This is a genomic window from Bacillus sp. V26 (assembly GCF_034296245.1).
GTDB lineage: Bacteria > Bacillota > Bacilli > Bacillales > Bacillaceae > Bacillus > Bacillus halotolerans.
In genome coordinates this window covers 277,396-302,550 of the sequence record NZ_JAXKQF010000002.1, presented here as the reverse complement: position 1 = coordinate 302,550, position 25,155 = coordinate 277,396, and the positions used below count along the sequence as shown (strand labels likewise).

Below are 25,155 nucleotides of genomic sequence, written 5' to 3'. Positions count from 1 at the left end.
TCTATCTATATGACAGAATGCTGAAAATCAGAAGAAATAAAAAAGCAATCCCTGTTAGGGACTGCTTGATGGTGAATCTGCTTAGCGGGCAGTGATATGGAAACCTGAATCAACATGAAGATTTTCACCTGTGATGCCTCGGGACATATCGCTAAATAAAAATGCAGCTGTATCTCCCACCTCTTCAGGTGTAGTCGTGCGGCGTAGCGGCGCACGCTCTTCGATGTCTTTTAAGATGGAGTTGAAGTCACTGATGCCTTTAGCAGACAATGTTCTGATCGGACCGGCAGAAATGCTGTTAACGCGGATATTTTCTTTTCCTAAGTCAGCAGCTAAGTACTTCACACTTGCGTCAAGAGAAGCTTTCGCTACACCCATCACGTTGTAGTTCGGCATAACGAGCTCTCCGCCAAGGTAAGTCAGCGTTACGATGCTTCCGCCTTCAGTCATCATCGGACGCGCCGCTTTTGCGACAGCGGTCAGTGAGTATGAGCTGATGTTGTGAGCTAGAAGGAAGCCCTCACGATTTGTGTTTAAGTATTCGCCGACAAGCTCTTCTTTGTTGGCAAACGCGATACAATGCGCGATACCGTGGATCACACCGACCTGCTCCTTAATGCTTGCGAAACAAGTTTCGATTTCCGCGTCGTTTGTCACGTCGCAAGGAAGAATAATGGAATCGTTTCGCTCTAAAGTTCCAGCGAGTTCATGAACAGATTTCTCCAGGCGTTCACCTGCATATGTGAAAATCAAACGTGCGCCCGCTTCATGTAAAGAGCGCGCAATTCCCCAAGCGATACTGCGTTTGTTGGCTACTCCCATAACAACAATGTTGCGGCCTTCAAGTGAAAAATTCATATGTATAAAGCCTCCTATATTTGTTAAAGACATAGTATTAGTACCTGATCTTAATACCTATCATATCATAACCTTGTCCAGATGAAAAGCGCATACCAAAGTCAAACATAAAAGAGACCACCATAAGCAGGTGGTCTCATCGGTTTATTTTTATACTGTTTCGTTTAAAAGCGAAATGATTTGTCGGTCCGTGGCCCGATCCGATGCCGAGCGTATTTTCCACAGCTTCGCGGACAAAGTTGGCAGCAACCTCGAATGCCTGATGGATGCTGTCTCCTTTAGCGGTTTGGGCTGTTAAAGCCGCAGCAAAGGTGCAGCCTGTGCCATGCGTATGCTTCGTATCGATATAAGGATGGCTGATTTGCATAAACATGTTTCCATCAAAAAGAAGGTCAGTAATGTGATTGTCCTCAGGCTGGTGCCCGCCTTTGATAATCACATGCTGCGCACCCATCTTCACCAGCTGTTCCGCAGCTTTCTTCCGGTCATCAAGCGAACGGATCGCCATACCCGTCAGCGCTTCTGCTTCCGGCACATTCGGCGTGATCGCATAGCTTCTTGGAATCAGCAGCTCCTTCAGCGTAGCGATTGATTCATCGCGAAGCAAGGACGCCCCGCCCTTCGCAATCATAACCGGATCAACGATTACCCGGCTTAATTCGTATTGATCAATTTTTCTTGCCACTTCTTCAATCATTTCCGCATTCCAAAGCATTCCTGTTTTTACGGCGTCCGGTCTCAAATCCTCCGACACAGCGTCAATTTGCTCTCTCAATGCCTCTGCAGTCAGCGGATACACGCCGTGGACGCCAAGTGTATTTTGAGCAGTTACCGCCGTGATGGCAGACATTCCGAATACACCAAGCTCCTGAAAGGTTTTAATATCTGCCTGTATCCCCGCACCGCCGCCTGAGTCAGAGCCGGCGATCGTCAAGGCTTTATATATACTCATCAAACTACACTCCTTTTATTACCCGATCCATTTATGATAGATGGATTTTGCCCTGGCAATATCATTTGTTCCATGGATCAATGCTCTGCCGTCCCTAAACAGCACCATTTTCATGTCATCCGAGCGGCAGGAAATTAAATACGGATTCGCTGCTACTTCCAGCCCCGCCTGCCTCAGCCGCCCCGCCATCACGTCAAGATCTGCTTCTTTTGTGAAAGAGGATCTGATTTGCACCGTGTTTCTGCCGCACAATACTGCTGCTTTCGTTTGATTTTCATATGATAAAAACGGAAAATCCTTTGTGCCGCAGCTTGGACACGAGTCATCTTTAAGTCCCGCTGCTCCTACCTCTGACCGCTCATTTTTCCACAGATCAAAGGAGCGCAGCACAGGCTCGCATTCCTCTCCCGTCAGCAGTTTCAGGGCGTCTGTCACCTGAAGAACAGCAACCTGCAGAACAGCCGGGCTGATAATGCCGGCTGTGTCGCATGTCGCACCGCCAATAGGAAGAGTATCGAGTAAACAATGAAGGCAGGGTGTTACTCCCGGCAATACAGTAAACGTGAGACCGTAGCTCCCCACACAAGCGCCGTAAAGAAACGGAATGCCTTCTTTCACCGCAGCATCGTTAACAATGAGCCGGGTTTCAAAATTATCGGCGGCATCTACAATGATTGATGCGCCGCGAATCAGCTCGGATACGTTTTCTGCTGTGACATCCATGACAAGTCCGGTCACATCCACATCACTGTTAATGGAACGAAGACGCTGCTCAGCTGCTGCTGCTTTCGGCAGTTCCTTTTTGACATCATTTTCTGTGTAAAGCTGCTGGCGCTGAAGATTGCTCCATTCGACGTAATCTCTATCGGCGATTTTCACCGATCCGACTCCCGCTCTCACCAGCATCTCTGCGCTGGCTGTTCCCAGTGCGCCGGCGCCGATGATCACAACGCGCGCCTCTCTCAGTTTCTTCTGGCCTTCGCGGCCGATTGGAGCAAACAGCTCCTGTCTGGAATACCTGTCCGTCATACAGGAAGACCTTCTCCCGGACTGCTAGCCGTCCCATATGACTTGGCTGGAATACGGCCTGCTTCATAAGATAGACGGCCTGCTTCTACCGCAAGCTTCATGGCGTGTGCCATTTTCACCGGATCGTTCGCACCTGATACGGCCGTATTCAGCAGTACGCCGTCCGCTCCAAGCTCCATTGCATATGCCGCATCTTTTGGCGATCCGATTCCGGCATCCACGATGACCGGCACTTTCGCCTGTTCAATGATAAATGACAGATTCAAAGGATTTAAAATCCCCTGTCCCGATCCAATCGGAGAAGCCCCCGGCATAATGGCATGAACACCAAGCTCTTCAAGCTTTCTCGCCAGCACCACATCATCCGAGGTGTACGGCAGTACAATGAATCCTTCTTCAAGAAGCTGTTCAGACGCTTTTAACGTTTCCACAGGATCGGGCAGCAAGGAGCGGCTGCACCCGATGACTTCGACTTTAATCATGTCACAAAGCCCGGATGCCTTCGCAAGCCGTGCAATTCGAACTGCTTCTTCCGCCGTGCTGGCGCCTGCTGTATTTGGCAGAAGCGTATATTTGGATAAATCAAGCTGCTCCAGAAAATTAGGCTGAGACGCTTCAAAGATATTCATTCTCCGCACAGCAAATGTTAAAATATCAGACTCTGAAACCGCCACCGCATCCTTTTGAATGTCAAACGATGGATATTTTCCCGTGCCCAGCAGCAACCTTGATTGAAATTGTTTCCCGCCAATTGTTAACATTCTCATCCGCCTCCTACAAAATGGACAATTTCGATGACATCACGATCAGAAAGCTCTACCTCGCGATATTGTTCTTTGCCTATAATTTCTTTATTTCTTTCAACGATCACGATTTTTTTTTCAAGCTGATAAGACGCAAGCAGATCCTGAATCGTACCTCTGTCTCTATCCCACTCAACTTGTTTACCGTTCAGCTGTAGCATCATATCTGAACCGCCTCCTTGCGATCAATTCGAAAGGCGTGCAGCCAGTCTGCCTTGACCTCTTTATTCATAATGAGATCACCGATTAAAGCACCCGTTGCAGGAGCAAGCAGAATCCCGTTTCTGAAATGGCCCGCCGCAAATAAAATGCGGCTGTCCTCAGGGTGTCTGCCAATGTATGGTTTTCCGTCCTTTGTCCCCGGACGCAGTCCCGCCCAAAAACGATCAACCTTCATTTTCTGAATCGCCGGCAGCATCGTTTTCGCTTTTTCCATAACCGACTGAAGTCCGCCAAGATCCGGCTTATCGCTCCAATCACCAGGCTTCATCGTCGCGCCGACAACCAGTCTGCCGCTTTTTCTCGGTACGATATAGCAATGATCATGATAAAGTGTTTTTGTCAGCGGAATATCATCATTCCAAACAGACAGGCACTCTCCTTTTACAGGAAAAAATGACTGGTTCAACCCGAGCTGTTTAAAAAACATCCCACTCCAGACCCCGCTGGCAACCACGACATGGTCCGCATGCAAGTCACCGGAACCTGTTTTGATCAAAATGGATTCACCGCCACGTGTCACATCGAGAACGGGAGTATGCTCAAAAATTTCCGTACCAAGCGCTTTAGCCGATTTAGCGTATGCCTTGCATACAAAATAAGGCTCAACATGAACATCGTCCTGAATAAAGCTCGCCCCGTAAATCTCACCGGCCGTATACGGCTCTTTTGCCAGCACTTCTTCTTTTGTATGCCAGCTGACAGAATCCAAATCGTCCATCCGTCTCAGGCGTGACACGTCTTCTTCGGAGAATGCAAGCTTAAACATACCGCCATCATGCCTTCTGATATCAATGCCGGATAATGCAAATAGCTCCTCTCCAAGCCCCTGATACAAACGCTGACTGTGCATGGCGAAATCAAAAAACGCATCCCGCTCCTCGCACTCGGCATGGGCGCCAAGCATCCCTGCCGCGGCGCTTGTTGTTCTGCCGCCAATTGTTCCGCTTTCAAGCAATGCGGTGTTTTTCTTTTCTTTTGCCAACTGATAAGCTATCGCGGAACCAATCATTCCGCCTCCAATGACAACTGCATCATAATGCCTTTTCATACTGAATCTCCTTTAGCTTGCGGGAATATCGTCTGGCAGCTTCCAAAGGATCATCGGAAGAAAAAATTCCGGACATGACAGCGATACCGTTTGAACCTGCTTGTTTCACTTCTCTTAATCTGGCAGGTGTCATTCCGCCAATTGCAATAACCGGAATCGAGATCCTCTGTTTGATTTCTGAAAGCAAAGACACGCCTCTGCCCTCAAGGCCTTGTTTGCAATCCGTTTCAAACACATGGCCGAACAAAACATAATCAGCGTCTTCCTTTTCTGCCTGAAGCGCTTCCTCCAGTGAATGCACCGATCGCCCAATGTGCAGGTGAGGAAATCTGGCTCTTACTTGTTTCGGCGAAAAGCTGCTGCTCGGCAGCTGAACGCGATGAATATTTGAAAAAAGCGCAATATCAACCCGGCCATTCATCACCAGCTTTTGCTTATCAACACCGTCTTCAGAAATAAACTCCAGCAGTTTCAAAATGTCAGCCGCCGATTTAGACCGTTCACGAATATGGATGAAATCAACCTCATCCTGAATGGCTATAATTGATCTCGCTAGATCTTCAACCGGCTTGCGGTCATCAGTTATGGCGTGCAGCTCCAAGCCCTTCCACCTCTTTTACGCCGCTGTCTGACCAGCCTTCTTTTCGATAAGCCATTCCCCAGAACTGATATTCATAATAGCTCGAAATAACGAAATTCTCTTTCATTTTGGCACGCACTTCCTCCGTGCTGTTTTCCGCCAGCTCATCCAGACGGTTAATTTGTTCTTCCACCTGCTGTCTGAACCAGTCACCGCCGTATGTGCTAATCCACTTCTGATAAATCGGATGCCCCGGATCACATGTCAGCAATTTCTCACCAACCTCATAATAAAGCCAATAGCACGGGAGAAGAGCTGCCAAGATTTCTGCAAAATTCCCGCTCAAAACCGAACGGTACATATGGGATGTATAGGAGTAAGCGGTAGGAGATGGCTTAAATGACTTCCGTTCTTCCTCACTGATTTCCAAAAGCTCCGTAAACTCGCGATGAAGCGCCATTTCCGCTTCATATGTACCTTGAGCATGGCTGGCCATGCGTCCTGTTGTATAAAGATCCTTTGCATAAGCGGCACCGAACGATTGCACCTTTGCAAAATGAGTTAAATAGTAAGAATCCTGAAGCACGTAATATTTAAAGCGGTCGATCGGAAGAGTTCCGTCACCGATCCCCTGAACAAATGGATGGACAAAGCTGCCTTCCCACCATTCTGCGGCTGCACTGCGGCATTCTTCTGAAAACTTCACACGTCATTCCCCCTGTCTGATAATAAAAAAACCACTTTCCCGCAAGGAAAAGTGGTTTGGAATTGGCATAGTTATATAACACAAATACCGCTCCACTTCCCTACGCAGGTCTGAACCTGTTCAAGTTATGAGGGTCTAAAAGTCACACTTTTATCTCAGCCCTTATAAAGGACACCCCTAGTGGTTTTACGAATACATATTGAATTGTTCTGCACCTCTATCTTAACACGAATCCTTATTTGGTCAAGATATTATCCTTCCAATGTTTTCTTAAGATCGGTTACGTACCCGCGTGATCCGGTGACAATTAAGCGGTCTCCGATTTTCAGTCTTGTATCGCCGTGAGGAACGATGCTGTCGACACCCCGGAAAATCCTGACAAAAATCACGTCGCCTGTTAAAGGGAATTCACGGAGAATCACGCCATCGTATTTGCTGTTTTCCATATTAATTTGATACAGCGAAGACTCCTGGTTCGTGAGCAGTTTCATGACGCCAGGCGCTTCTATCAGCGCGCGAAGCAGCGTTTTGGTCGACAGCAAGATGGAAAAGATGCTGATGCCCTGCTCTTTCAATTTCGCTTCGTTCTCCGGTGATCCGGTGCTGGCAATGACTCTTTCTGTTCCTTTTTCTTTGGCGTATAGTGCGATGTCCGTATTCATGTCTTCATCCCCTGTCGCCACCACAAGGATTTCTGTATCAAATATACCGAGTGATTCAAGGGTTTGATGCTCATAATCAGAAATCGTTTCGACGGAAAATACTGAGTCTGACAGCTTTTCCTCAGCGTTTTCTTGATAAACGTGCACGACACGCACTTCATACTCGTTCTCAGGCAATTCAAGTGTCACAGGCAGTGTCATTTGATTAGCGCCGATAAATGTGATCTTCTTTTTCTCCTCCGGCTGCTCCTGTTTTTTGTACAGCTTTTTAAAACCCACCGGCGTAAAAATACTTGCAATAACCGCCACCAGCGTAAGCGCTCCTGACATATTCGCGCTGATTACATGAAGCTGCTGGCCGATTGTCGCAGCGGCAATCACAAGAGAAAGCGTTGATGTCAGCAGGAAACCAGACGCCAATATTGTGCGGTTATCATACCATTTCTTCAAGTACAGGACAGGAAGAATTTTGCTTACTAGCAGCGCCATAAGCAGCAGCGGAATCATCACTAAAATTTTCGGGTCCTGAAAAAGTGTCCAAATATCCAATTTTACACCGACCATCACAAAGAAAATCGGTATTAAGAACCCGTAGCCGAAGGAATCAAGCTGCTGAACCAATTCCTTGTTCGGCGAGAGCAGGGAAACAAGTACGCCCGCTAAGAAAGCGCCGAGAATATTTTCTGCCCCCAGTGATTCAGACAGAGCCACCAGTACGATAATTAAGGTGAAAATAGCACGAGTGCCGATCTGGATCGTCCCTTTTGACATGGACTGAACAAAAGAACGGTGTTTGAAGACCCGGCCGAAAAAGTAAAGCACTACTCCGGCTGCGAACAGGATCATCAAGAGCCACATGTTTCCGCTGTCCTCTCCGTATAGAGAAGAAAATACAGCAAGAAGAATCATAGTGACCAAGTCAGCAATCACAGCAACAAGCAGGATAATCTGCCCGATGTTTGAATCCATGATCCGTTCTTCCTTTAAGGTTGGAACAACAACACCTAACGAAATCGTAGAAATAATAAGCGTCATTAAAAAAGCATTTTGGATAAATCCGGCCAAGACGAACCCATAGGACAGCAGCAATGATAAAATAAAAATACCGATAAAAATAATGGATGCTGTGGCAAATGTATTGGGTGCTTCCTTGCCGTTTTGCAAAAACTGCTTTTTCTTTCCTCTCTCAAAGGATGAAAAATCAATTTCAAGCCCGCTTAAAAACATTAAAAAGATAAATCCGAGCATAGAGAGCGTCTGAAGCCAAGTATCACCCTCCACAACTAAATTAAGACCGCTTTTTCCTATAATCAATCCCATAATAATTTCAGCAACTACAACAGGGATGCTGAGTTTAAACCGATGCAAAAGGATGGGAGTTAAAAATGCAACGATAAGTACGACAACTAATGATGCGACAGATGTATGCGCCATAATCTGAACCTCCTTTTAAAAAAACATAACGCGATTTTAACAAGGGTGATAATGAAAATAAAGTAATAAGGTCTCATTTTTTTTAGAAAATGATTCTTCTATAATTTGCACATAAAAGCTGGTGATGACTCACAGCAATTTGCTTCATAATAAATAAAATCATGAGTAAGGAGGATGCTGCATGGCTTACTACGATATTATCAGCGATATTCATGGCTGCTACGATGAAATGACAGCCCTGATAGAAAAACTTGGATACACAATAAAAAATGGATTGCCTGTACATGATGAAGGCAGGATGCTTGTTTTTGCCGGGGATTTGACAGACCGAGGCCCTAAATCAATTGAAGTCATCCGCTTTGTAGCCGGCGCTTATGAACAAGGAGCAGTGCGTTATGTCCCGGGAAATCATTGCAACAAGCTGTACCGCTACTTAAAAGGAAATCCCGTTAAAGTGATGCATGGTCTTGAAACAACTGCGGCAGAGCTTAAAGCACTTTCTGAAGAAGAAAGAAGAAAAGTCAGCGAACAATTTATGAAGCTTTATGAAACTGCGCCGCTTTACGACATCTTACATAATGGAGAATTGGTTGTCGCCCATGCTGGCATAAAGGCTGACGATATCGGCAAAAACACAAGAAGAGTAAAGGACTTTGTGCTTTACGGCGATGTGACGGGTGAAACGTATCCGGACGGCAGACCCGTCAGGCGGGATTGGGCCGCCGTCTATAACGGGAAAGCATGGGTTGTATACGGACACACACCTGTTAAAGAGCCCCGCATCATAAATCGCACCATTAACATTGATACGGGCTGTGTGTTTGGGAATGAACTGACGGCCTTGCGTTTTCCCGAACTGAAGACAGTCTCCGTTCCAAGCTCTATGCCTTATGACGAATCTAGATTTCGCCCCATATAAAAAAGGAGAGAATCGTTTTAATGATTCTCTCCTCTAACTAATTCTTGCATATCGTGCGGCAGAGCCGCATGAAACGTCATTTTCTCCTGCGTCAGCGGGTGGATAAACGACAGCTGCTCACTGTGCAGCGCCTGCCTGTCAATCTTTTGTCTCGTTCCGCCGTACAACGTATCGCCGCACAGCGGGTGTCCGAGGTAGCTCATATGGACGCGAATCTGGTGGGTCCGCCCTGTCTCAAGCTGCAATGCCACCGAGGTTAAGTCATCTGTTATACGTGTGACACGAAAGTGAGTAACAGCCTTCTGACCGCCCGGTGTCACCATCCGTTCAATGATACTGTCAGGATGTCTGTCAATCGGGGCGTCTATCTTTCCCTCTGTCTCTGTCATACGTCCATGCACAACCGCAACATATCTGCGTTTCACAAGGCCGTTTTTTTGCGCCGACGATAAAATGGAGTGGGCAAAGCGATGCTTGGCAATCAGCATGACACCAGACGTGTCCCGGTCTAGCCGGGTGACAAGATGAACCGTGGCCCGCACTCCGTTTTTTTGGTAGTGATGGATGATGCCATTTGCGATGCTTCCCGCCGGGTGCTCTCGCGACGGAATAGATGACACATACGGCTGTTTGTTTATCACAAGCACGTGTTCATCCTCATACAGAATATCGAGCGGAACAGGCTCGGCCAAAAGCGTCTCGCTCACCTGTTCCTCAGGAAACTTTACAACTAGAAGGTCTCCGTCTCTCAATACGTATTTAACAGTCACATGCTCACCGTTAATGAGAAAATCTCCTCCGCTAAACTTGATGTCGGTCAGCAGACGTTTCGAAATCCCCAGCTCGCCCGCATATTCCTTTAAGGTCATTCCGTCTTCAGCGGAAGTGATGTTCTTTTCAATAATAAATTGCTCCACGATACGTCCTCTTTCTACTCACCTTTTCCGATAAATGAATCCTGGACTCTTTTCCAAAACGGAAACGGACGGAATCTTGCAAATCTTACATTTTCGGATGCAACCTGGCAGCGGATGGACTTTACATCCTTATGAAGCAGGGTTAAATGGTCAATTGTTACTTGAAAGTCAACTTCGTTTCTCGGTTTAATCATGCAATCATGATGGGAAGGGAGAAGGAGCGGTGATCCGACCGTCCGGAATACGCGGTTATTGATAGATGCCATTTCCGCCAGCTGAATCGCTCTGATGGATGGGTGGATAATTGCTCCGCCCAGCGCTTTATTATAGGCTGTGCTCCCGGAAGGCGTGGACAGGCAAAGGCCGTCGCCTCGGAACGTTTCAAAGAGCTGCCCTTTGATTTCCACATCCGCCACAAGGCTTCCTTCTATGCTTTTAATCGTACATTCATTTAACGCCAAATATCTTTCCTCTCGCTCATTTTCATGATAGGTCACTATCACTTCAAGGAGCGGATATTCCACAGTATGATACGGTGTTTTCGCAATTGCGAGCACGAGTTTTTCAATTTCATGAGGAACCCAGTCCGCATAAAACCCAAGATGACCCGTGTGAACGCCGACAAAAGCTGTTTTATCTAACCTGTCGCTGTATCTGTGAAAAGCGTATAAAAGCGTCCCGTCGCCCCCGACTGAAATGACGATTTCCGGTTCATTTTCATCCAGTTCCATGTCAAAATCCAATAAATACGCCTGTATTTTGCTTTTCAGCGTATCAGAAACATTATCTCCTTTTGACGATACGGCAAATTTCATGCTTTTTCTTCCCCTTTACCTATTGATGCTCGCTTCCTTTTTTCTTTCTAGAAAAGGCAGCTTGAGCTTCCTGTATTTCACCCTTGATCTCCGACATCTCTTCATCAAGCCGCGAAGCCGCTTCAGAAGCGCGCTGGAGCCTCAGTTTTACTTTTTCAGGAATGTTTCCGCTGTATTTATAATTTAATGAATGCTCAATGGTCGCCCAAAAATTCATCGCCAGCGTACGGATCTGTATTTCAACAAGAACATGTTTCTCTCCGGATATCGTCTGCAAAGGATACATCACGACAAGGTGATATGACCGATACCCGCTCTCTTTATGTTCTGCAATATAATCTCTCTGATCCACAACGGTGAAATCTTTTCGGGCAAACAGCATTTCCTTTACAAATTGGATGTCATCGACAAATTGGCACATGATCCTAAGGCCTGCGATATCCTGCATGGTTTCAATTTCATGTAACGGTATGCTTTTCCGTCTGGCCTTTTCGAGTATACTTGCCACAGGCTTGACGCGTCCTGTCACAAACTCAATCGGTGAATGGTCATCCTCATATTCATAAAGCGTGCGGATCCCCTTGAGCTTCACTTTTAATTCTTCAACAGCCTGGCGGTACGGCACTAAAAAACGCTCCCATTGTTTGTCATCCATCATACATCCCCCAATTCAGCACCAGTTTCTATAGAAATACGCGTTTCACTTTTTCTTCCATTTCTTCTCCGTAGTTCGCATTATCTTTAATATTTTCTAAAAGATACTCCAGCTCCTCATAGAGGCCTGACAGCTCAATGCTTTCCTTCCCTGCCTCTAAAACAATCGGTTTTCTTTGATCATGGGCCTGCTTCAGTTCAGGCCATATATGTTCCTTTATCATGACATATTCAAAAGAATCAGCTAATTCAAGTATGTATACAAAAGCAATGTTGTCAGAATCAACAAGCATTTGACCTGACGGCTTGCGCTCTGCTTCGATTCCTTCTGTCTCACAGGTAAGGCGAAGCTCATCATCCGATAGTGTTGCATTTAAGATTTCGATTCTGTTTTGCATAATGCTCTCCTTTATAAACAAAGTACAGATTCATTTTATCATATCAAGCTCGATATTGATAAACCTAACATCTAAAGAGATAATAGTAAAAATGAGATTTACAGAGCTGAAAGGAAGACAATCATGAGCCAAGAAATTGAAATTGAATTTAAAAATCTGCTGACAAAACATGAATTTGAAAACATAGCTGCAGCACTGCACTTGACAGAAAAAGAATTTACAAATCAAGAGAATCACTATTTTGATACAAACAGCTTCGCACTGAAACAAAAACATGCGGCGCTTCGAATCCGCAAGAAAAATGGCGAGTATGTGCTGACGTTAAAAGAACCGGCTGAAGTTGGACTTCTGGAAACCCACCAGAAACTTTCCGGCGTATCCGAATTTACACGTTTCACGATTCCGAAAGGCCCTGTCGAGGACCAGCTGAAGAAGCTTCACATCGATACAGACGCCATTCATTATTTTGGATCTTTAACAACAAATCGTGCAGAAAAAGAAACAGAAAAAGGTTTAATAGTTTTAGATCACAGCCGATATTTAAATAAAGAGGATTATGAAATCGAATTTGAGGCGGCTGACTGGCATGAAGGCAAACTGGCCTTTGAAAAGCTGCTTCAGCAATTCAGTATTCCTCTGCGTGAAACCAAAAATAAAATTCAGCGTTTTTATGAAGAAAAACGAAAGTCTATATAAGGTGGAATGACATAGTGAACGTAACGAATTGGGCGGCTCTCCTTCAGCTTCAGGCATTACAGTCTATATCAAATGCAAGCAGCACGGGCAGTCAGAGTGCCGAAAGCCCGCTTTCAAGCTTCAGCTCCTTGCTCAGCCAATATACAAATGGACTGTCCCAGCAAACAACAGCGCCAGCAGCATCTTCAAGCCCGCTCAGCCAGCTGAACAGCGTTTACGGGACATCGCCGTCACTGCTTTCAGCTTACGGGCTTACCTCCTATTCCAACGGCAATGCCGGCCAAATGACAAAAGCGAGTGAAACCACTGAAACAGCCGCTGTTGATGTCTCCTCAAACAAACAAGAGGATAAAAACATCAGTTCGGGTGACTTCTCAATCGACAGCGCTATAAAAAAAGCGTCTGACAAATACGGAGTCGATGAAAAATTAATCCGCGCTGTCATCAAACAGGAATCAGGCTTTAATGCAAAAGCCGTCAGCGGTGCAGGCGCAATGGGCTTAATGCAGCTGATGCCGTCAACAGCAACCTCACTTGGCGTTTCCAATCCGCTTAATCCGCAGCAAAACGTTGAGGGCGGAACGAAGTATTTAAAACAAATGCTGGATAAATATGATGGGAATGTATCCATGGCGTTAGCAGCTTATAACGCCGGACCGGGAAACGTTGATCGATACGGAGGCATTCCGCCTTTCAGAGAAACTCAAAACTATGTAAAAAAAATAACAGCAACCTATTACGCGTAACCGGAGCGGCTCTTGCCCTCCGGTTTTTTTGCGGAGTGAAATCTTACACATTCATGATTTGTATGTGATATGATATGAAATACAAACCCGGCTCTAAAGCCGAACCCTGTCTTCGAGCACATAAAAGGCAGTTTGTTTGTAGAAATGATGCCTTGTTGCTAAAATAAATCATAGATGAATTGAAATAAATACAGAAAATAACTTTTTGCAATAGGAATTATGATTCCTATTAGCCATATTTAAAGGAGTAGTCAACATGGGACAATCGTTTAACGCACCTTATGAAGCGATTGGAGAAGAACTTCTATCGCAACTTGTTGATACTTTTTATGAGCGTGTCGCGTCTCATCCTTTGCTTAAGCCCATATTTCCGAGCGATTTAACAGAAACGGCCAGGAAACAGAAGCAATTTTTGACACAGTATTTAGGCGGGCCTCCCCTTTATACTGAGGAACACGGCCATCCCATGCTCAGGGCAAGACATCTTCCCTTTCCAATTACAAACGAGAGGGCCGATGCGTGGCTCAGCTGTATGAAAGACGCAATGGACCATGTAGGACTAGAGGGCGATATTCGTGAATTTTTGTTTGGCCGGCTGGAGTTGACAGCAAGGCATATGGTGAATCAAACAGAAGCGGAGGATCGATCATATTGACAAACTATCAGCATGAGCAATACTTCGCCCATTGCCACGGCCATCCAAAAAAACCGCTGGAAATCTACATGTTTGTTGACCCTTTATGTCCCGAATGCTGGTCCTTAGAGCCTGTCATAAAAAAAATGAAAATCAGATACGGACGTTTTTTTACCTTACGCATCATCGCATCCGCAAGCCTTACAGCGTTAAATAAGAAACGCAAAAAGCACCTTCTGGCAGAAGCCTGGGAAAAGATCGCTAGCCGTTCCGGTATGCCGTGTGACGGCAGTGTATGGTTTGAGCAAGATCAGCCGCTCTCATCTCCATATATGGCCGCTCTCGCATTTAAGGCAGCCGAACTTCAAGGAAGAAGAGCCGGTATGCAATTTCTTCGGAATATGCAAGAGAGTCTGTTCGTTTCGAAGAAGAATATTACGGATGAAAACGTGCTTTTGGAAATAGCGTCAAAAACAAGCCTAGATCTCGAGGAATTTCAAAAAGACCTTCACTCCCAAAGCGCGGTAAAGGCGCTTCAATGCGACATGAAAATCGCGGCTGAGATGGATGTTACAGCCACCCCGACGCTGACGTTTTTTAATACGCAGCATGAAGATGAAGGACTTAAAGTCCCCGGCAGCTATTCATATCATGTATATGAAGAAATCTTATTTGAGATGCTTGGCGACGAGCCGAAGCCGTCGGAAACACCGCCTCTGGAATGTTTTATTGAATATTTCCGTTTCGTTGCCTCTAAGGAAATCGCTCTTGTATATGATTTGAGTCTTGAAGAGGTAGAAAAGGAAATGAAAAAATTGGCGTTTGCTAAAAAGGTTGCCAAAGTAGAGGCCAAGCACGGAATGTTTTGGCAGTCCCTCACAAGCAGTTCTGATGAATACCAATCATGTGAAAAATAGCCGCAGGCGTGTATATGCTTGAGGCTGTTTTTTTGCGCAAAAATCGAACTTATGTTCCGTTCAAAGCACTAAAGAAACCGCGCCGGGATAAGCGCGGTTTCATATGTCTTAACGACAACAAAGGGGATGGGAGAAATTTTTCACGGTCAAACAAAGGGGTAATGTTTGTTTGTGATCAATTTCACATCCTTATCATATCAAAAGTTGTCGACTGTTGACAACCATTAAGCTTAATGTTCATATTTTTGTCACAAAACATAACTGACAGATTTCATTCATATGCTTGTAAGGAACAAGGACGAGGAGGATCGCCATGATGTTTAATGTAATCTCAATTGTGTGCATTGTTGTTTTTTTCTGTTTAAATTTATTCGCTATGATGCATATGCTGCCTCTTTACATTACATCCCCTCTGCTGTTTCTCTCTATTCTGTTTACCTTGTACCGCCTGAACCATCGGAAAACCTTTAAAGGATTTTAAAAAGCCTGTGCATCATTTATGCACAGGCAATTTTTTTAAGACTGCTTTACTTTTAACAGCAGTTCTTCCATCTCATCAAGTTTTTCCTCAAACATTTTGCACGCAGCTTCAATCGGTTCTGGAGACGTCATATCAACGCCCGCTTTTTTCAGGATGTCGATCGGATATTGTGAGCTGCCCGCTTTCAGGAAGTCAATATAACGGTCAACCGCAGGCTTGCCTTCCTTCAAAATTTGGCTGCTTAACGCCTGGGCCGCACTGTACCCTGTCGCATACTGATATACATAGTAGTTGTAATAGAAATGCGGAATCCGTGACCATTCGAGTCCGATTTCTTTATCAATCACCATGTCGTTTCCGAAATACTTTTTATTCAGATCATAATATACATTGGTCAGGAGCTCAGGTGTCAGCGGCTCTCCTTCTTGCGCTTTTATATGGATAAGATGTTCAAATTCTGCAAACATCGTTTGTCTGAAAACGGTTCCTCTAAAGCCCTCAAGCATATGGTTGAGAATATATAAACGCTGTTTTTCGTCCTCTAAATTGTTCAGCAAATATTCACCAAGCAGCGCTTCATTTGTCGTGGAGGCAACTTCCGCGACAAAGATGCTGTAATTGCCGTAAGGATATGGCTGATGTTTTCTCGTATAGTAGCTGTGAACAGAGTGGCCGAACTCATGGACTAGCGTAAAGAGATTATTGACGTTATCATGCCAGTTCATTAAAATATACGGATTTGTGCCGTATGTTCCAGAAGAGTAAGCGCCGTTGCGTTTCCCTTTATTTTCATAAACATCAACCCAGCGGTTTTCAAGCCCCTCTTTTAAGATAGAGCGGTATTCTTCTCCTAAAGGTGCAAGCCCCTTTAGCATATAATCTTTAGCTTGTTCGTACGTAACCTTCATTCCCGCATCCTTCACAAGCGGTGTATACAGATCATAGATATGCACTTCATCCAGCTCAAGCACTTTCTTTCTCAGTGCAATATAACGATGCAGCAACGGAAGATGCTTGTTAATCGTTTTGACGAGATTGTCGTATACCTCTTCAGGAATACTGTTGTTAGAAAGCGCAGCTTCGCGTGCTGATTTGTACTTTTTCATTCTTGCGTAGAAGTTGTCTTTTTTCACAGTCCCGCTCAAGGTAGTCGCCATTGTGTTTTTATATTGGCCGTATGTTTTATATACAGCGTCAAACGCATTTTTGCGGACTTCGCGGTTTTCGCTTTCTAAGAAATTAATAAAATTGCCGTGAGTGATCTGTTTTTCTTTTCCCTCTTCATCTTTAATTGATGGGAATGTAATATCGGCATTATTTAACACGCTGAACGTATTTGACGACGAAGACAGCACCTCAGAAGCTTCAGCCAGCAGCGCTTCTTCCTTCTCGCTCAGCACGTGCGGGCGTTCCTTTGTGATTTCCTCAATCGCGTGTGAGTAAAGCTTCAGCTCTTCTTTTTCAAGAATAAACTGCTGCAGTTTGTCTTCCTCTATGGATAAAATCTCCGGAACAAGATAGGCTGTTGCGCTTGCGGCCTGTGTATACAGATTTCCAGCCTTATCATTAAGCCCCTGATAAAAGGAGTTCCCGGTATCTTGGTCTGAGCGCATATGCGCGTATGTGTAAAGTTTGCCCAAACGCTCCATCACCTTATCTTGGTAAGTAAGGGCTTCGTATAAATGATCAGCTGAATCAGCCAGCTTGCCTTTATACTTAGATAATTCCGGTATTAATTCTTTGACAGCTTGAAATTCTTTATTCCAGGCCTCATCACTAGGAAAAATATCCTCTAGTCTCCATGTGTCCTCTACCTTTACCTCGCTTCGGTCAGGCAGTTGATTAGCTTTTTTTTCCTCAGCCATGGTGATCCCCCTCGTTTTCTTTGATTCAAGCCAATTGAAAAAACGGTTGTTTCTCAATAAACTTGTGTTGTGAATATCTTCCGGTTTTTCACTGCCATTTGTCAAATCATATGCAGTTATGAAGAGAACGAATGCCAAAAAAGCAGTAAAAACACGAAAAACCTTTCCTTTTGTGCTTCTCACAACCAGCCCACCACCTTTGTCTTAGGGTGAGCCAAATCAGGAAAACTCATTCGATAAAACAGCTTCTGTCTTTTTCAATGAGATCCTGTAATGATTGGCTGCGCTTTGCGGGCTGATTCAGCACATATACTTCTTTCTGAGTCCCCCTCAAAAATCCCTTCTTGCACAAAAACTCAATGTACTGTTTAACCGCCTCAATGAAATCCTGATCCCTGTATACACCTCTTAGCAGAATGTTCTTTTTATGAATGTGTATTTTGCAGTGCTGCAAAACGGCTGAAAAGCGAATGGGCGCATGTTTATATCCAAGATCCGTAATAAACAGATAAAGATAGCCCTGCCATACAAAAACGGGACTCTTAAAAACAGCTCCTTTCTTTACAGGAACAAACACCTCTGTCGGAAGAAAAGAGAGTGGTGTTTGCCGTTTTTCATAAAACAGAAGCCTGATCCGATTCATATCTTTAGAGAGAAAGCGATGAGTTTTGCGGCGAAAACGGAGAATGGCTCCTGTCCAATCTGAGTGCTTAAACGACGAATCTGGTTCAGCGAAAAATAAATCTTCAGCCGCTGCCTGGCGGATTGGAATCGTTTGGACGGAGCAGTAAAAATGGGTTGTGTAAAATGGGATCATGCGGCTGAGCCTCAGGAAAGAATGTGTTTCGGGGCAGTAACATAACAGATCACTGTTCGGACTGGCATTGATAAACTGCCAATGGAAAGCGGACAGCTGGTAAAAGGATGATGATGTCCGTTTTAAGCGGCTGCCTCCAAGAATCCACTGCGGTATCATTCCTGCTTGTTTGAAACCGGCTGTTCTTTTTTGAAAGACATCTGGAGCGAGAGTCGCGCATTGATATTCAACTGCAAGCGTATCCCCCTTTACTTTTGCCAAGATGTCGGGCCTTTGTTTAATCTCTTTCACGTACGGCTCTAAGAGCGGGGAAGCCTTTTGCGTTTTCAGCCATACATAAAGCTGCCGTTTTCCTTCTAAGTGATAGGCGCTCTCAGGTTCTAGTTCTATCGTGCAGGACTTGTTCTGTTTATGGGCAAAATGCGGCGCTTTCTGAGACCCTAGCTTCACATCGAGCTCCTCTGCACACACCGGGCAGAAAAACCTGGTCTGCTTTAATTGTTCTCTCCTCTGCCTGCCTATGAGGTGAAACACTTGGCCGTCTTCTGTCACAGCACTAAACAATTGTCATCTCTCCTTTCCAGATTCATAACTCTTTCTGGAAATAACCGATGAACTCCTGTTCGCTGATGTTTTGCCTATATGTATGTTTTTGATTTTCCAGCTTCAATATGTTGTTTTGAAATAGAAAAAAACCGATTTCCGGCAAGAAATCGGTCTGCTATGATGCAAAGTGTTTTTTTATCGTTTCAAGAGCGTGCTCTGACACAACCAGCTTGCCGTATTCTTCAAGACGGTGTATGCTGATTGAGGATTCAGACGCGTACTCCAACAGGATGCTTAGCTGATTTTCAACCTCTTCATCAGTCAAATTGTAAAAATCCACATATAAATAATATCGGTTCTCAAACGAATATAAAGTCGTTTTACTTCCGTTAACGTTTAATTTAGATAGAGAAATTACATCTTCGAAGTCATCAAACCGCAAGACAAATTGAAGCTTTTGCTCCTTCTCTTCCTGATTGACTTCTTGCTCTTCTTTTTGAAAATCATCCAGCAAGGCGTCAAGATCCTCAGATGCTGGTTCTTGCTTTTTATCCTCAGGAATCGGCAGTTCGAGCTTTTGTCCGTCTTTGGAAAGCTGGGCTTTGGTGACGATAATTTCTAAGCCTTTGTCCAGTGCCTGAACTTGAATCCAAAGAGGACCTTCAACAGCGAATTCCTCTTCCTCATGAACTTCATCCATAACTTCCCAGAATAGTTCTTCACTGCGCTCACGGTTATACCAAATTTCTTCTCTGTCAAAACCGCGATCTTCAATATCTCCATAAGACATATAAAATTTTACTGTATGCTCGTTAATTCTTTCAATTTCCATTTGCCAACCTTCCCTTCTATATAAGATGTTGAAGGGACATCTAAGCTCCCGATTAATAGTACTTTACTACACTTTACCCATTCCGTCCACATCTTAACCTTGAACCAAGGCAAGTGTGAATTCCTTTGTATTTCTATTTTATGATAAATCAGTCACAAAAGAAATAAAAATGCATCTTCGGCCAAAAAATGGCTTGTCTTCCGCACCGCTATCATAAATTGCCTCCCGCTTCATATATTAGTGGTACAAGCGATGGAACGAAAGCGAGGTGCCGATTCATGGAGCATGACTATCTGATATCGCTGCTGCTTATCGTCGGAATTGATCTGATTCTCGGCGGTGATAATGCAGTCGTAATCGCCATGGCCAGCCGAAATTTACCGGACAAGCAAAGACAGCAAGCCATTATTCTCGGAACATTTATCGCCGTTGCGATGAGAATCGGATTAACAAGCGCAGCAGTTTATCTTTTAAATATTCCTTTCCTGCAATGCGCCGGCGGAATTTTCCTTCTATATTTGGGATACCAGCTATTAATTGAAAAAAAAGACGCCCAGCACGTCAAAAGCAGCACCTCTCTGTGGAAAGCCATACGAACAATTGTACTCGCAGACCTGTTTATGTCGCTGGACAATGTAATTGCTGTCGCAGGAGCGTCGCACGGTGAGCTTTCTCTCGTTATGATTGGTCTGTGTGTATCGGTGCCGGTAATTATTTGGGGAAGCAAACTTATCCACATCGCGCTTGAGAAAATACCTTTATTGATTTATGCGGGAAGCGGATTATTGGCTTATACAGGCGGAGAAATGATTGTCCGGGATAAAAAGCTGTCTTTTTTTATGGCTCAGCACGGCGCCGTTGAAGCGCTTCTCCCCATTTTAACTGTCGTCTTTGTCATCCTTGCCAGCATTTATTATCAGCAGGTTGAAAAATAAAAGAAGGCTGATGATGTCTCAGCCTTCTTTTTAACGTGCGATCTATTAGTTTGCCAAACGCTGTGCTTCTCTTAATTGGAAAGAGCGGACTTTTCTTGGCAGGAAACGTCTGATTTCGTCTTCATTGTATCCGACCTGCAAACGTTTTTCATCGATGATGATCGGACGGCGAAGCAAACCTGGGTGCTCGTTGATCAAGCGGTATAAGTCTTGCAGCGGCATTGATTCAACGTTCACATTCAATTTTTGGAATACTTTTGAACGGGTTGAGATGATCTCATCTGTTCCGTCCTCAGTCATTCTTAAGATTTGTTTTATTTCATCAATTGATAAAGGTTCAGAGAAAATGTTTCTTTCTACATAAGGAATCTCATGCTCCTCGAGCCACGCTCTCGCCTTTCTGCATGAAGTACAGCTTGGTGATGTGTATAATGTAACCATTCATCTTCACTCCTCTAATTAGTAGGATGAACATCTATTTTATTCTTAAATTGAAATTACTCTAAAAAAGGAATCTTTATAGGTATTATACTATAAAAAAGTAAGTGTGAACAGTATCCTAAGAAAAAAATGTGTCAATCCAGCAAATTTTTATTTTATTCATGTGTTTGCATTCTCAATTAGCTTAACTCATCGAAAATATTTTTTTGCTTTTCTTCATCAATGAGTGTCAGGACTTCATCCGTTTTTTCGTATGATTCCCCGTACCATTTCTCATCTTTATAAGTATGAATGTTTTCATATGTCTGTTTCATGGCTTCAAGAATTTCTTCTTCTGATTCTGTTTTCGGTGACCAGTACAGAATCTCCATCTTGTTGACTTCATTCGTAGCCAATGACCGGCGCCGGTACCCAATTGACTGAGCATGCTTAAAATGCTCTCTTTGATAAAATCTCAGGCGTTTTTCTGTATCAGCATCATCTTCATCCACAGGCTCCACCTCAAGCAATATCGGCTTATTTTTCTTTTTCAGCTTGGCAATCAGTTTGCCGCCAAGCCCCTGCCCTCTTGCATCTTTTGACACATACAGATAATCAACGAAGATAAAAGATTCAAATTCCGCAAACATTAAAATATGATGCTTGCCTTCGTCTTTATGATAAATATCGCTTCGCTCTTTCAAAAGAGCTTCCATATGCGCTTTTGATTTCAATTCTTCAATTGGAAAGTACTCGCTAAGCTTTTCGTACCAGTTCATTGATTTGCTCCTTATGAGTTCGTTGTCTTCATACTTTTAGATATACCCCATTTCTTCTTGTTTAAACAGCCTTACATCTATAAAGACGTACGAACTTTCCGCATGGTTTCATTTTTTTTCGGCAAGTAAGACGATTCGTCGTTCCACCGGAGATGTTTGTCATGCTCAATTCGCGTGTTTTTCCCGTTTGTAACGACTCAGGCCGGGCTGTGCCAACGCAATCAAAAAAGTCATGCCATATAATACACCCGCCGAAATAAAAGCTGTTTTTGCACCAGCAGCATCAGCCAGCAGTCCCATGATGGAATAAGTAACACCAGACCAAGGAGTCAACAGCGCGTTTTTGGCAGCCATGATCCCGATGCGCTTATGTGCCGGAATGACCTCCTGCAATACGGTTTCCTGACAAATATCTCTGACCTGATAAAAAGGCCCCATCGCCGCGCAAGCCAGGGCGCATAAAAATGGAAAGGGAGAAACCGCAAAGAAAAATGTCAGCACTGACATTACAAGTGAGCTGAATATAATCGCGTACCCCATGTTTCGCTCAAAAAATGCAGAAAAATGGATGGCGATGACACTGCCGATCATAGCACCTATAAAATAAGAAGCGTTAAAGATTCCCCACCACACTTCTGTTTCATGCAGAACAGCCACTGTAAAAGCCAAAAGAATGGCAGATGACCAAACTGAGCCGGCAAGAGCTTCTATCATGTCCATTGCAGTGATGTCTCTTACAATCGGGGTTGTCATCAAATCCTTCCATACACTTCTGGCAGATGCTGTTTCAGCTGTTCTTTTCGTTCCTTCATCGTTCACATGAAGCAGGCTGATGAAAGCTCCGGAAAAAACAAACAGGCATATGGCACTGCCGACAACGAACTCAAAAGATACAGCATATGTAAGAAAACCTCCAAGTCCCCAGCCAGCTGTTAAAAACAATTGATTAGCGAGTGAAATCACGCCGTTCGCTTTCACGTAATGCTCTTTTGAAACAATGACAGGCAGCAGCGCGAACCTTGCCGGCTGAAAAAAGGCGCCCGAAAATGAAATACAAAAAACAAACAGCAGCGTCATGATCAAGGAGGAAATTCCGTTTTGGCTGACACTGTATGCGATTAGCATCGCAAAGACCGCTCTCAGCAGACTTGCACCGGCAAGCACCTTTTTAAAACCAAGCTTATGGAGTGCATCTGAAATGCAAAAGCTTGCCGCAACACTTGCAAACGACATGAATGATAAAATAAGACCCGAAAAAAAGACAGAATCGGTCATTTGATAGACCCTTACCATTAAAACGATTGTCACCAGTACTCCAGCTAAAGATTGCAGAGATTGCGACAGAAGCAGCGCAAAGACATTTTTCTGATGAATAATTTGAATAGTGTCCGCCTCCGTTTTTCCTCTAATTGTAAAAGAGATGACTCTTACTTTCTATCAGCCTGTATAAAAAAATCCTTCAAAACATTTGTTTTGAAGGATTTTCAACTTATTATGAGTAGGCTTTAAATTCTTCTTCCGTGCACATCACAAAATGACCTGGTTTTACTTCACGGAATCCCATCTTTTCTCCATCCTTTAGCCGATGCACGGACGGATCGTATTTCTGGCGGACACGATTTCTCTCATAATCCGGGTCAGGAAGCGGAATGGCAGAAAGCAATGATTTTGTATACGGGTGTAGCGGGTTTTCGTAAAGTTCATCTGCCGGCGCAAGTTCAACCAGCTTTCCGAAATACATCACTCCGATACGGTCGCTGATGTATTTGACCATTGATAAATCATGAGCAATAAACAAGTAGGTGAGCCCTTTTTCCTTTTGGAGTTCTTTCATTAAGTTCACGACCTGTGCCTGAATAGACACATCCAATGCAGAAATCGGTTCATCCGCGATAATAAATTCAGGATCAACGGCAAGAGCTCTCGCGATCCCGATTCTTTGCCGCTGTCCGCCGGAAAATTCATGCGGATAACGGTTGGCATGCTCCTTGTTTAAACCGACTGTTTGCAGGAGCTCATGAACCCGCTGCATACGCTCTTTCTTCGTTTTCGTCAGCTTATGAATGTCGAGGCCTTCTGCAATAATATCTGCGACTGTCATTCTCGGATTCAGCGATGCATATGGATCCTGGAAAATCATTTGCATTTTGCGGTTGAATTCGAGCAGCTTTTTGCGGGATTTTTTACCGTGAACATTTTCACCGTTAAACAGCACCTCGCCATCAGTTGCTTCGTACAGCCGAATAATACTTCGGCCTGTTGTCGATTTACCGCAGCCAGATTCACCAACCAGACCTAATGTTTCGCCCCTATAGATATCAAACGACAGGTCATCTACGGCTTTAACCGTTCCTCTCGGCGTAACAAAGTGCTGTTTTAAATGTTTGATTTCTAATAGTTTCTCCGTCAATTTATTCACCTTCTCTCACTAAGACAGGTTTTTGATACGTATTCGCCAGCGTCCGCATTTTCGCTTTTACCGTTTCAGGCGGCTCTGCCTTTGGCGCATCAGGATGAAGCAGCCACGATTTCACATAATGAGTATCGGAAACCTTAAACATTGGCGGCTCCTGTTCAAAATCAATTTTCATCGCATATGAGCTCCGGAGCGCAAAGGCATCTCCTTTTGGAGGATTTGTCAAATCAGGCGGCGTGCCCGGGATTGCCGTCAGCTGTTCGTCTCCTGAGCTGTCAAGTGTCGGCATGGATGCCAGCAGCCCCCAAGTATACGGATGTCTCGGATCGTAAAAAATTTCGTCTACCGTACCGGTTTCTACAATCTGTCCCGCGTACATGACAGCGACCCGGTCAGCAACGTTAGCCACAACACCGAGATCGTGAGTGATAAAGATGATGGACGTGTCGATTTTCTTTTGCAATTCTTTCATCAATTCAAGAATCTGCGCTTGGATGGTCACGTCGAGAGCAGTTGTCGGCTCATCGGCAATTAACAGCTTCGGATTCGCCGCAAGTGCCATCGCAATGACAACACGCTGTCTCATCCCGCCTGAAAACTCGTGCGGAAATTGGTTGACCCGTTTTTCCGGCATTGGGATCCCTACTAAATCCAGCAGCTCAACAGCACGTTTTTTCGCAGCTTCCTTTGAAATGTTTTCGTGTTTAAAAAGCACTTCCGTAATTTGTTTGCCGACTTTCATTGTCGGATTTAAAGAGGTCATCGGATCTTGGAATATCATTCCGATCTCTTTCCCCCGTACATTTTGCATCTCTTTTTCGGACAGCGGCACTAAATCCTTGCCGTCAAATAAAATCTCACCGCGTTTAAAATAACCCGGGGGCATCGGTATCAGCTTCATGATCGCTTGAGATGTCACACTTTTTCCGGAGCCTGACTCCCCGACGATTGCCAATGTTTCTCCTTTATTCAGATGGAAATTCACTCCGCGGATCGCCTGAACCTCTCCGCCGTATGTTTTAAATGAAATCGCTAAATCTTTTACTTCTAATAGGCGTGTCACCCGTATCACTC

General features: G+C 44.5%; 29 protein-coding genes and 1 riboswitch. Of the genes, 7 read left to right on the top strand and 22 right to left on the bottom strand.

Annotation, left to right across the window (positions count from 1 at the left end):
- Positions 1-81 precede the first annotated feature (81 nt).
- The 9 genes from fabI to UJ203_RS08760 all read right to left on the bottom strand — a co-directional run bounded on the left by fabI (position 82) and on the right by UJ203_RS08760 (position 8,294).
- Entirely contained in the window at positions 82-858 is a 777-nt protein-coding gene (fabI, locus tag UJ203_RS08800; RefSeq protein ID WP_024120941.1) for an enoyl-ACP reductase FabI, read from the bottom strand.
- A 136-nt stretch (positions 859-994) separates the two neighbouring features.
- Positions 995-1,810, bottom strand: coding sequence for a bifunctional hydroxymethylpyrimidine kinase/phosphomethylpyrimidine kinase (gene thiD / locus UJ203_RS08795; protein WP_322010006.1), 816 nt, complete (start codon positions 1,808-1,810; stop codon positions 995-997).
- Between the two features lie 18 nt (positions 1,811-1,828).
- Entirely contained in the window at positions 1,829-2,839 is a 1,011-nt protein-coding gene (gene thiF / locus UJ203_RS08790) for a thiazole biosynthesis adenylyltransferase ThiF (RefSeq protein ID WP_322010005.1), read from the bottom strand.
- On the bottom strand, positions 2,836-3,606 hold the full coding sequence (thiG, locus tag UJ203_RS08785; protein ID WP_322010003.1) for a thiazole synthase: 771 nt from the start codon (positions 3,604-3,606) through the stop codon (positions 2,836-2,838). Before thiG ends, thiF begins: the two co-directional genes overlap by 4 nt.
- Complete coding sequence (gene thiS / locus UJ203_RS08780) at positions 3,603-3,803, bottom strand: sulfur carrier protein ThiS (RefSeq protein WP_322010628.1); 201 nt, start codon at positions 3,801-3,803, stop codon at positions 3,603-3,605. Before thiS ends, thiG begins: the two co-directional genes overlap by 4 nt.
- Positions 3,803-4,912, bottom strand: coding sequence for a glycine oxidase ThiO (gene thiO / locus UJ203_RS08775; RefSeq protein WP_322010002.1), 1,110 nt, complete (start codon positions 4,910-4,912; stop codon positions 3,803-3,805). The genes thiS and thiO overlap by 1 nt, the downstream gene beginning before the upstream one ends.
- Entirely contained in the window at positions 4,896-5,513 is a 618-nt protein-coding gene (gene tenI, locus UJ203_RS08770) for a thiazole tautomerase TenI (RefSeq protein WP_322010000.1), read from the bottom strand. Before tenI ends, thiO begins: the two co-directional genes overlap by 17 nt.
- The gene (gene tenA / locus UJ203_RS08765; protein ID WP_044156371.1) at positions 5,491-6,198 is read right to left on the bottom strand and encodes a thiaminase II; all 708 of its coding nucleotides are present in this window, start codon (positions 6,196-6,198) and stop codon (positions 5,491-5,493) included. The genes tenI and tenA overlap by 23 nt, the downstream gene beginning before the upstream one ends.
- Positions 6,199-6,278: 80 nt before the next feature.
- Positions 6,279-6,387: riboswitch (TPP riboswitch) on the bottom strand.
- Between the two features lie 62 nt (positions 6,388-6,449).
- Positions 6,450-8,294 carry a monovalent cation:proton antiporter family protein gene (locus tag UJ203_RS08760; protein ID WP_105953717.1) on the bottom strand — a complete coding sequence of 615 codons (1,845 nt, stop codon included), beginning with the start codon at positions 8,292-8,294 and terminating at the stop codon, positions 6,450-6,452.
- A 181-nt stretch (positions 8,295-8,475) separates the two neighbouring features.
- On the opposite strand from UJ203_RS08760, the gene prpE reads away from it, so the two are divergent.
- On the top strand, positions 8,476-9,213 hold the full coding sequence (gene prpE, locus UJ203_RS08755; RefSeq protein ID WP_322009996.1) for a bis(5'-nucleosyl)-tetraphosphatase PrpE: 738 nt from the start codon (positions 8,476-8,478) through the stop codon (positions 9,211-9,213).
- Between the two features lie 17 nt (positions 9,214-9,230).
- Here the strand turns inward: prpE and UJ203_RS08750 are convergent, their stop codons facing one another.
- The 4 genes from UJ203_RS08750 to UJ203_RS08735 are packed head-to-tail and all read right to left on the bottom strand — an operon-like array spanning position 9,231 to position 11,997.
- Complete coding sequence (locus tag UJ203_RS08750) at positions 9,231-10,130, bottom strand: RluA family pseudouridine synthase (RefSeq protein WP_322009994.1); 900 nt, start codon at positions 10,128-10,130, stop codon at positions 9,231-9,233.
- Positions 10,131-10,144: 14 nt separating this feature from the next.
- Positions 10,145-10,945: an NAD kinase gene (locus tag UJ203_RS08745; RefSeq protein WP_010333761.1), complete on the bottom strand. Its 801-nt coding sequence runs from the start codon at positions 10,943-10,945 to the stop codon at positions 10,145-10,147.
- Between the two features lie 19 nt (positions 10,946-10,964).
- Positions 10,965-11,600, bottom strand: coding sequence for a GTP diphosphokinase (gene yjbM, locus UJ203_RS08740; RefSeq protein WP_024120930.1), 636 nt, complete (start codon positions 11,598-11,600; stop codon positions 10,965-10,967).
- A gap of 28 nt (positions 11,601-11,628) precedes the next feature.
- Positions 11,629-11,997, bottom strand: coding sequence for a hypothetical protein (locus UJ203_RS08735; protein ID WP_095713617.1), 369 nt, complete (start codon positions 11,995-11,997; stop codon positions 11,629-11,631).
- Between the two features lie 123 nt (positions 11,998-12,120).
- Between UJ203_RS08735 and UJ203_RS08730 the strand changes: the two genes are divergently transcribed.
- The 5 genes from UJ203_RS08730 to UJ203_RS08710 all read left to right on the top strand — a co-directional run bounded on the left by UJ203_RS08730 (position 12,121) and on the right by UJ203_RS08710 (position 15,471).
- Positions 12,121-12,693, top strand: coding sequence for a CYTH domain-containing protein (locus UJ203_RS08730; protein WP_322009989.1), 573 nt, complete (start codon positions 12,121-12,123; stop codon positions 12,691-12,693).
- Positions 12,694-12,707: 14 nt separating this feature from the next.
- Positions 12,708-13,439 carry a lytic transglycosylase domain-containing protein gene (locus tag UJ203_RS08725; RefSeq protein ID WP_322009986.1) on the top strand — a complete coding sequence of 244 codons (732 nt, stop codon included), beginning with the start codon at positions 12,708-12,710 and terminating at the stop codon, positions 13,437-13,439.
- A 256-nt stretch (positions 13,440-13,695) separates the two neighbouring features.
- Positions 13,696-14,094, top strand: a complete 399-nt coding sequence (locus UJ203_RS08720; protein WP_010333756.1) for a thiol management oxidoreductase — start codon at positions 13,696-13,698, stop codon at positions 14,092-14,094.
- Entirely contained in the window at positions 14,091-14,990 is a 900-nt protein-coding gene (gene spxH / locus UJ203_RS08715; RefSeq protein WP_024120926.1) for a protease adaptor protein SpxH, read from the top strand. Before UJ203_RS08720 ends, spxH begins: the two co-directional genes overlap by 4 nt.
- A gap of 313 nt (positions 14,991-15,303) precedes the next feature.
- Positions 15,304-15,471 carry a hypothetical protein gene (locus UJ203_RS08710; protein ID WP_322009983.1) on the top strand — a complete coding sequence of 56 codons (168 nt, stop codon included), beginning with the start codon at positions 15,304-15,306 and terminating at the stop codon, positions 15,469-15,471.
- A gap of 35 nt (positions 15,472-15,506) precedes the next feature.
- Here UJ203_RS08710 and pepF read toward each other — a convergent pair whose 3' ends face one another.
- The 4 genes from pepF to UJ203_RS08690 form a co-directional block, all read right to left on the bottom strand.
- Positions 15,507-17,336, bottom strand: a complete 1,830-nt coding sequence (gene pepF, locus UJ203_RS08705) for an oligoendopeptidase F (protein ID WP_181185656.1) — start codon at positions 17,334-17,336, stop codon at positions 15,507-15,509.
- Positions 17,337-17,565: 229 nt separating this feature from the next.
- A complete protein-coding gene (locus tag UJ203_RS08700; RefSeq protein WP_322009977.1) occupies positions 17,566-18,717 on the bottom strand; it encodes a competence protein CoiA family protein in 1,152 nt (383 codons plus the stop codon).
- Between the two features lie 157 nt (positions 18,718-18,874).
- Complete coding sequence (mecA, locus tag UJ203_RS08695) at positions 18,875-19,531, bottom strand: adaptor protein MecA (protein WP_024120921.1); 657 nt, start codon at positions 19,529-19,531, stop codon at positions 18,875-18,877.
- Positions 19,498-19,623, bottom strand: a complete 126-nt coding sequence (locus tag UJ203_RS08690) for a hypothetical protein (protein ID WP_120698858.1) — start codon at positions 19,621-19,623, stop codon at positions 19,498-19,500. The genes mecA and UJ203_RS08690 overlap by 34 nt, the downstream gene beginning before the upstream one ends.
- Before the next feature lie 186 nt (positions 19,624-19,809).
- Between UJ203_RS08690 and UJ203_RS08685 the strand changes: the two genes are divergently transcribed.
- Entirely contained in the window at positions 19,810-20,466 is a 657-nt protein-coding gene (locus UJ203_RS08685) for a TerC family protein (RefSeq protein ID WP_044156385.1), read from the top strand.
- Positions 20,467-20,511: 45 nt separating this feature from the next.
- On the opposite strand, the gene spx is transcribed toward UJ203_RS08685, so the two are convergent.
- The 5 genes from spx to oppD form a co-directional block, all read right to left on the bottom strand.
- Positions 20,512-20,907 carry a transcriptional regulator Spx gene (gene spx, locus UJ203_RS08680; protein ID WP_024120919.1) on the bottom strand — a complete coding sequence of 132 codons (396 nt, stop codon included), beginning with the start codon at positions 20,905-20,907 and terminating at the stop codon, positions 20,512-20,514.
- Between the two features lie 179 nt (positions 20,908-21,086).
- The gene (locus tag UJ203_RS08675; RefSeq protein WP_010333747.1) at positions 21,087-21,665 is read right to left on the bottom strand and encodes a GNAT family N-acetyltransferase; all 579 of its coding nucleotides are present in this window, start codon (positions 21,663-21,665) and stop codon (positions 21,087-21,089) included.
- Between the two features lie 165 nt (positions 21,666-21,830).
- The gene (locus tag UJ203_RS08670; RefSeq protein ID WP_322010624.1) at positions 21,831-23,048 is read right to left on the bottom strand and encodes an MFS transporter; all 1,218 of its coding nucleotides are present in this window, start codon (positions 23,046-23,048) and stop codon (positions 21,831-21,833) included.
- A 109-nt stretch (positions 23,049-23,157) separates the two neighbouring features.
- Entirely contained in the window at positions 23,158-24,075 is a 918-nt protein-coding gene (oppF, locus tag UJ203_RS08665; protein WP_322009971.1) for an oligopeptide ABC transporter ATP-binding protein OppF, read from the bottom strand.
- Between the two features lies 1 nt (position 24,076).
- On the bottom strand, positions 24,077-25,153 hold the full coding sequence (gene oppD, locus UJ203_RS08660) for an oligopeptide ABC transporter ATP-binding protein OppD (RefSeq protein WP_105953725.1): 1,077 nt from the start codon (positions 25,151-25,153) through the stop codon (positions 24,077-24,079).
- Positions 25,154-25,155 lie beyond the last annotated feature (2 nt).

Excerpts from the sequence above, each read along its gene's own strand:
- mecA (WP_024120921.1), bottom strand. The coding sequence starts at position 19,531 with ATGGAAATTGAAAGAATTAACGAGCATACAGTAAAATTTTATATGTCT.
- yjbM (WP_024120930.1), bottom strand. The coding sequence starts at position 11,600 with ATGGATGACAAACAATGGGAGCGTTTTTTAGTGCCGTACCGCCAGGCT.
- spx (WP_024120919.1), bottom strand. The coding sequence starts at position 20,907 with ATGGTTACATTATACACATCACCAAGCTGTACTTCATGCAGAAAGGCG.
- thiD (WP_322010006.1), bottom strand. The coding sequence starts at position 1,810 with ATGAGTATATATAAAGCCTTGACGATCGCCGGCTCTGACTCAGGCGGC.
- UJ203_RS08710 (WP_322009983.1), top strand. The coding sequence starts at position 15,304 with ATGATGTTTAATGTAATCTCAATTGTGTGCATTGTTGTTTTTTTCTGT.
- pepF (WP_181185656.1), bottom strand. The coding sequence starts at position 17,336 with ATGGCTGAGGAAAAAAAAGCTAATCAACTGCCTGACCGAAGCGAGGTA.
- UJ203_RS08745 (WP_010333761.1), bottom strand. The coding sequence starts at position 10,945 with ATGAAATTTGCCGTATCGTCAAAAGGAGATAATGTTTCTGATACGCTG.
- thiS (WP_322010628.1), bottom strand. The coding sequence starts at position 3,803 with ATGCTACAGCTGAACGGTAAACAAGTTGAGTGGGATAGAGACAGAGGT.
- UJ203_RS08690 (WP_120698858.1), bottom strand. The coding sequence starts at position 19,623 with ATGTGGACGGAATGGGTAAAGTGTAGTAAAGTACTATTAATCGGGAGC.
- UJ203_RS08730 (WP_322009989.1), top strand. The coding sequence starts at position 12,121 with ATGAGCCAAGAAATTGAAATTGAATTTAAAAATCTGCTGACAAAACAT.
- prpE (WP_322009996.1), top strand. The coding sequence starts at position 8,476 with ATGGCTTACTACGATATTATCAGCGATATTCATGGCTGCTACGATGAA.
- UJ203_RS08720 (WP_010333756.1), top strand. The coding sequence starts at position 13,696 with ATGGGACAATCGTTTAACGCACCTTATGAAGCGATTGGAGAAGAACTT.
- thiF (WP_322010005.1), bottom strand. The coding sequence starts at position 2,839 with ATGACGGACAGGTATTCCAGACAGGAGCTGTTTGCTCCAATCGGCCGC.
- thiO (WP_322010002.1), bottom strand. The coding sequence starts at position 4,912 with ATGAAAAGGCATTATGATGCAGTTGTCATTGGAGGCGGAATGATTGGT.
- fabI (WP_024120941.1), bottom strand. The coding sequence starts at position 858 with ATGAATTTTTCACTTGAAGGCCGCAACATTGTTGTTATGGGAGTAGCC.
- UJ203_RS08760 (WP_105953717.1), bottom strand. The coding sequence starts at position 8,294 with ATGGCGCATACATCTGTCGCATCATTAGTTGTCGTACTTATCGTTGCA.
- UJ203_RS08735 (WP_095713617.1), bottom strand. The coding sequence starts at position 11,997 with ATGCAAAACAGAATCGAAATCTTAAATGCAACACTATCGGATGATGAG.
- UJ203_RS08685 (WP_044156385.1), top strand. The coding sequence starts at position 19,810 with ATGGAGCATGACTATCTGATATCGCTGCTGCTTATCGTCGGAATTGAT.
- UJ203_RS08675 (WP_010333747.1), bottom strand. The coding sequence starts at position 21,665 with ATGAACTGGTACGAAAAGCTTAGCGAGTACTTTCCAATTGAAGAATTG.
- thiG (WP_322010003.1), bottom strand. The coding sequence starts at position 3,606 with ATGAGAATGTTAACAATTGGCGGGAAACAATTTCAATCAAGGTTGCTG.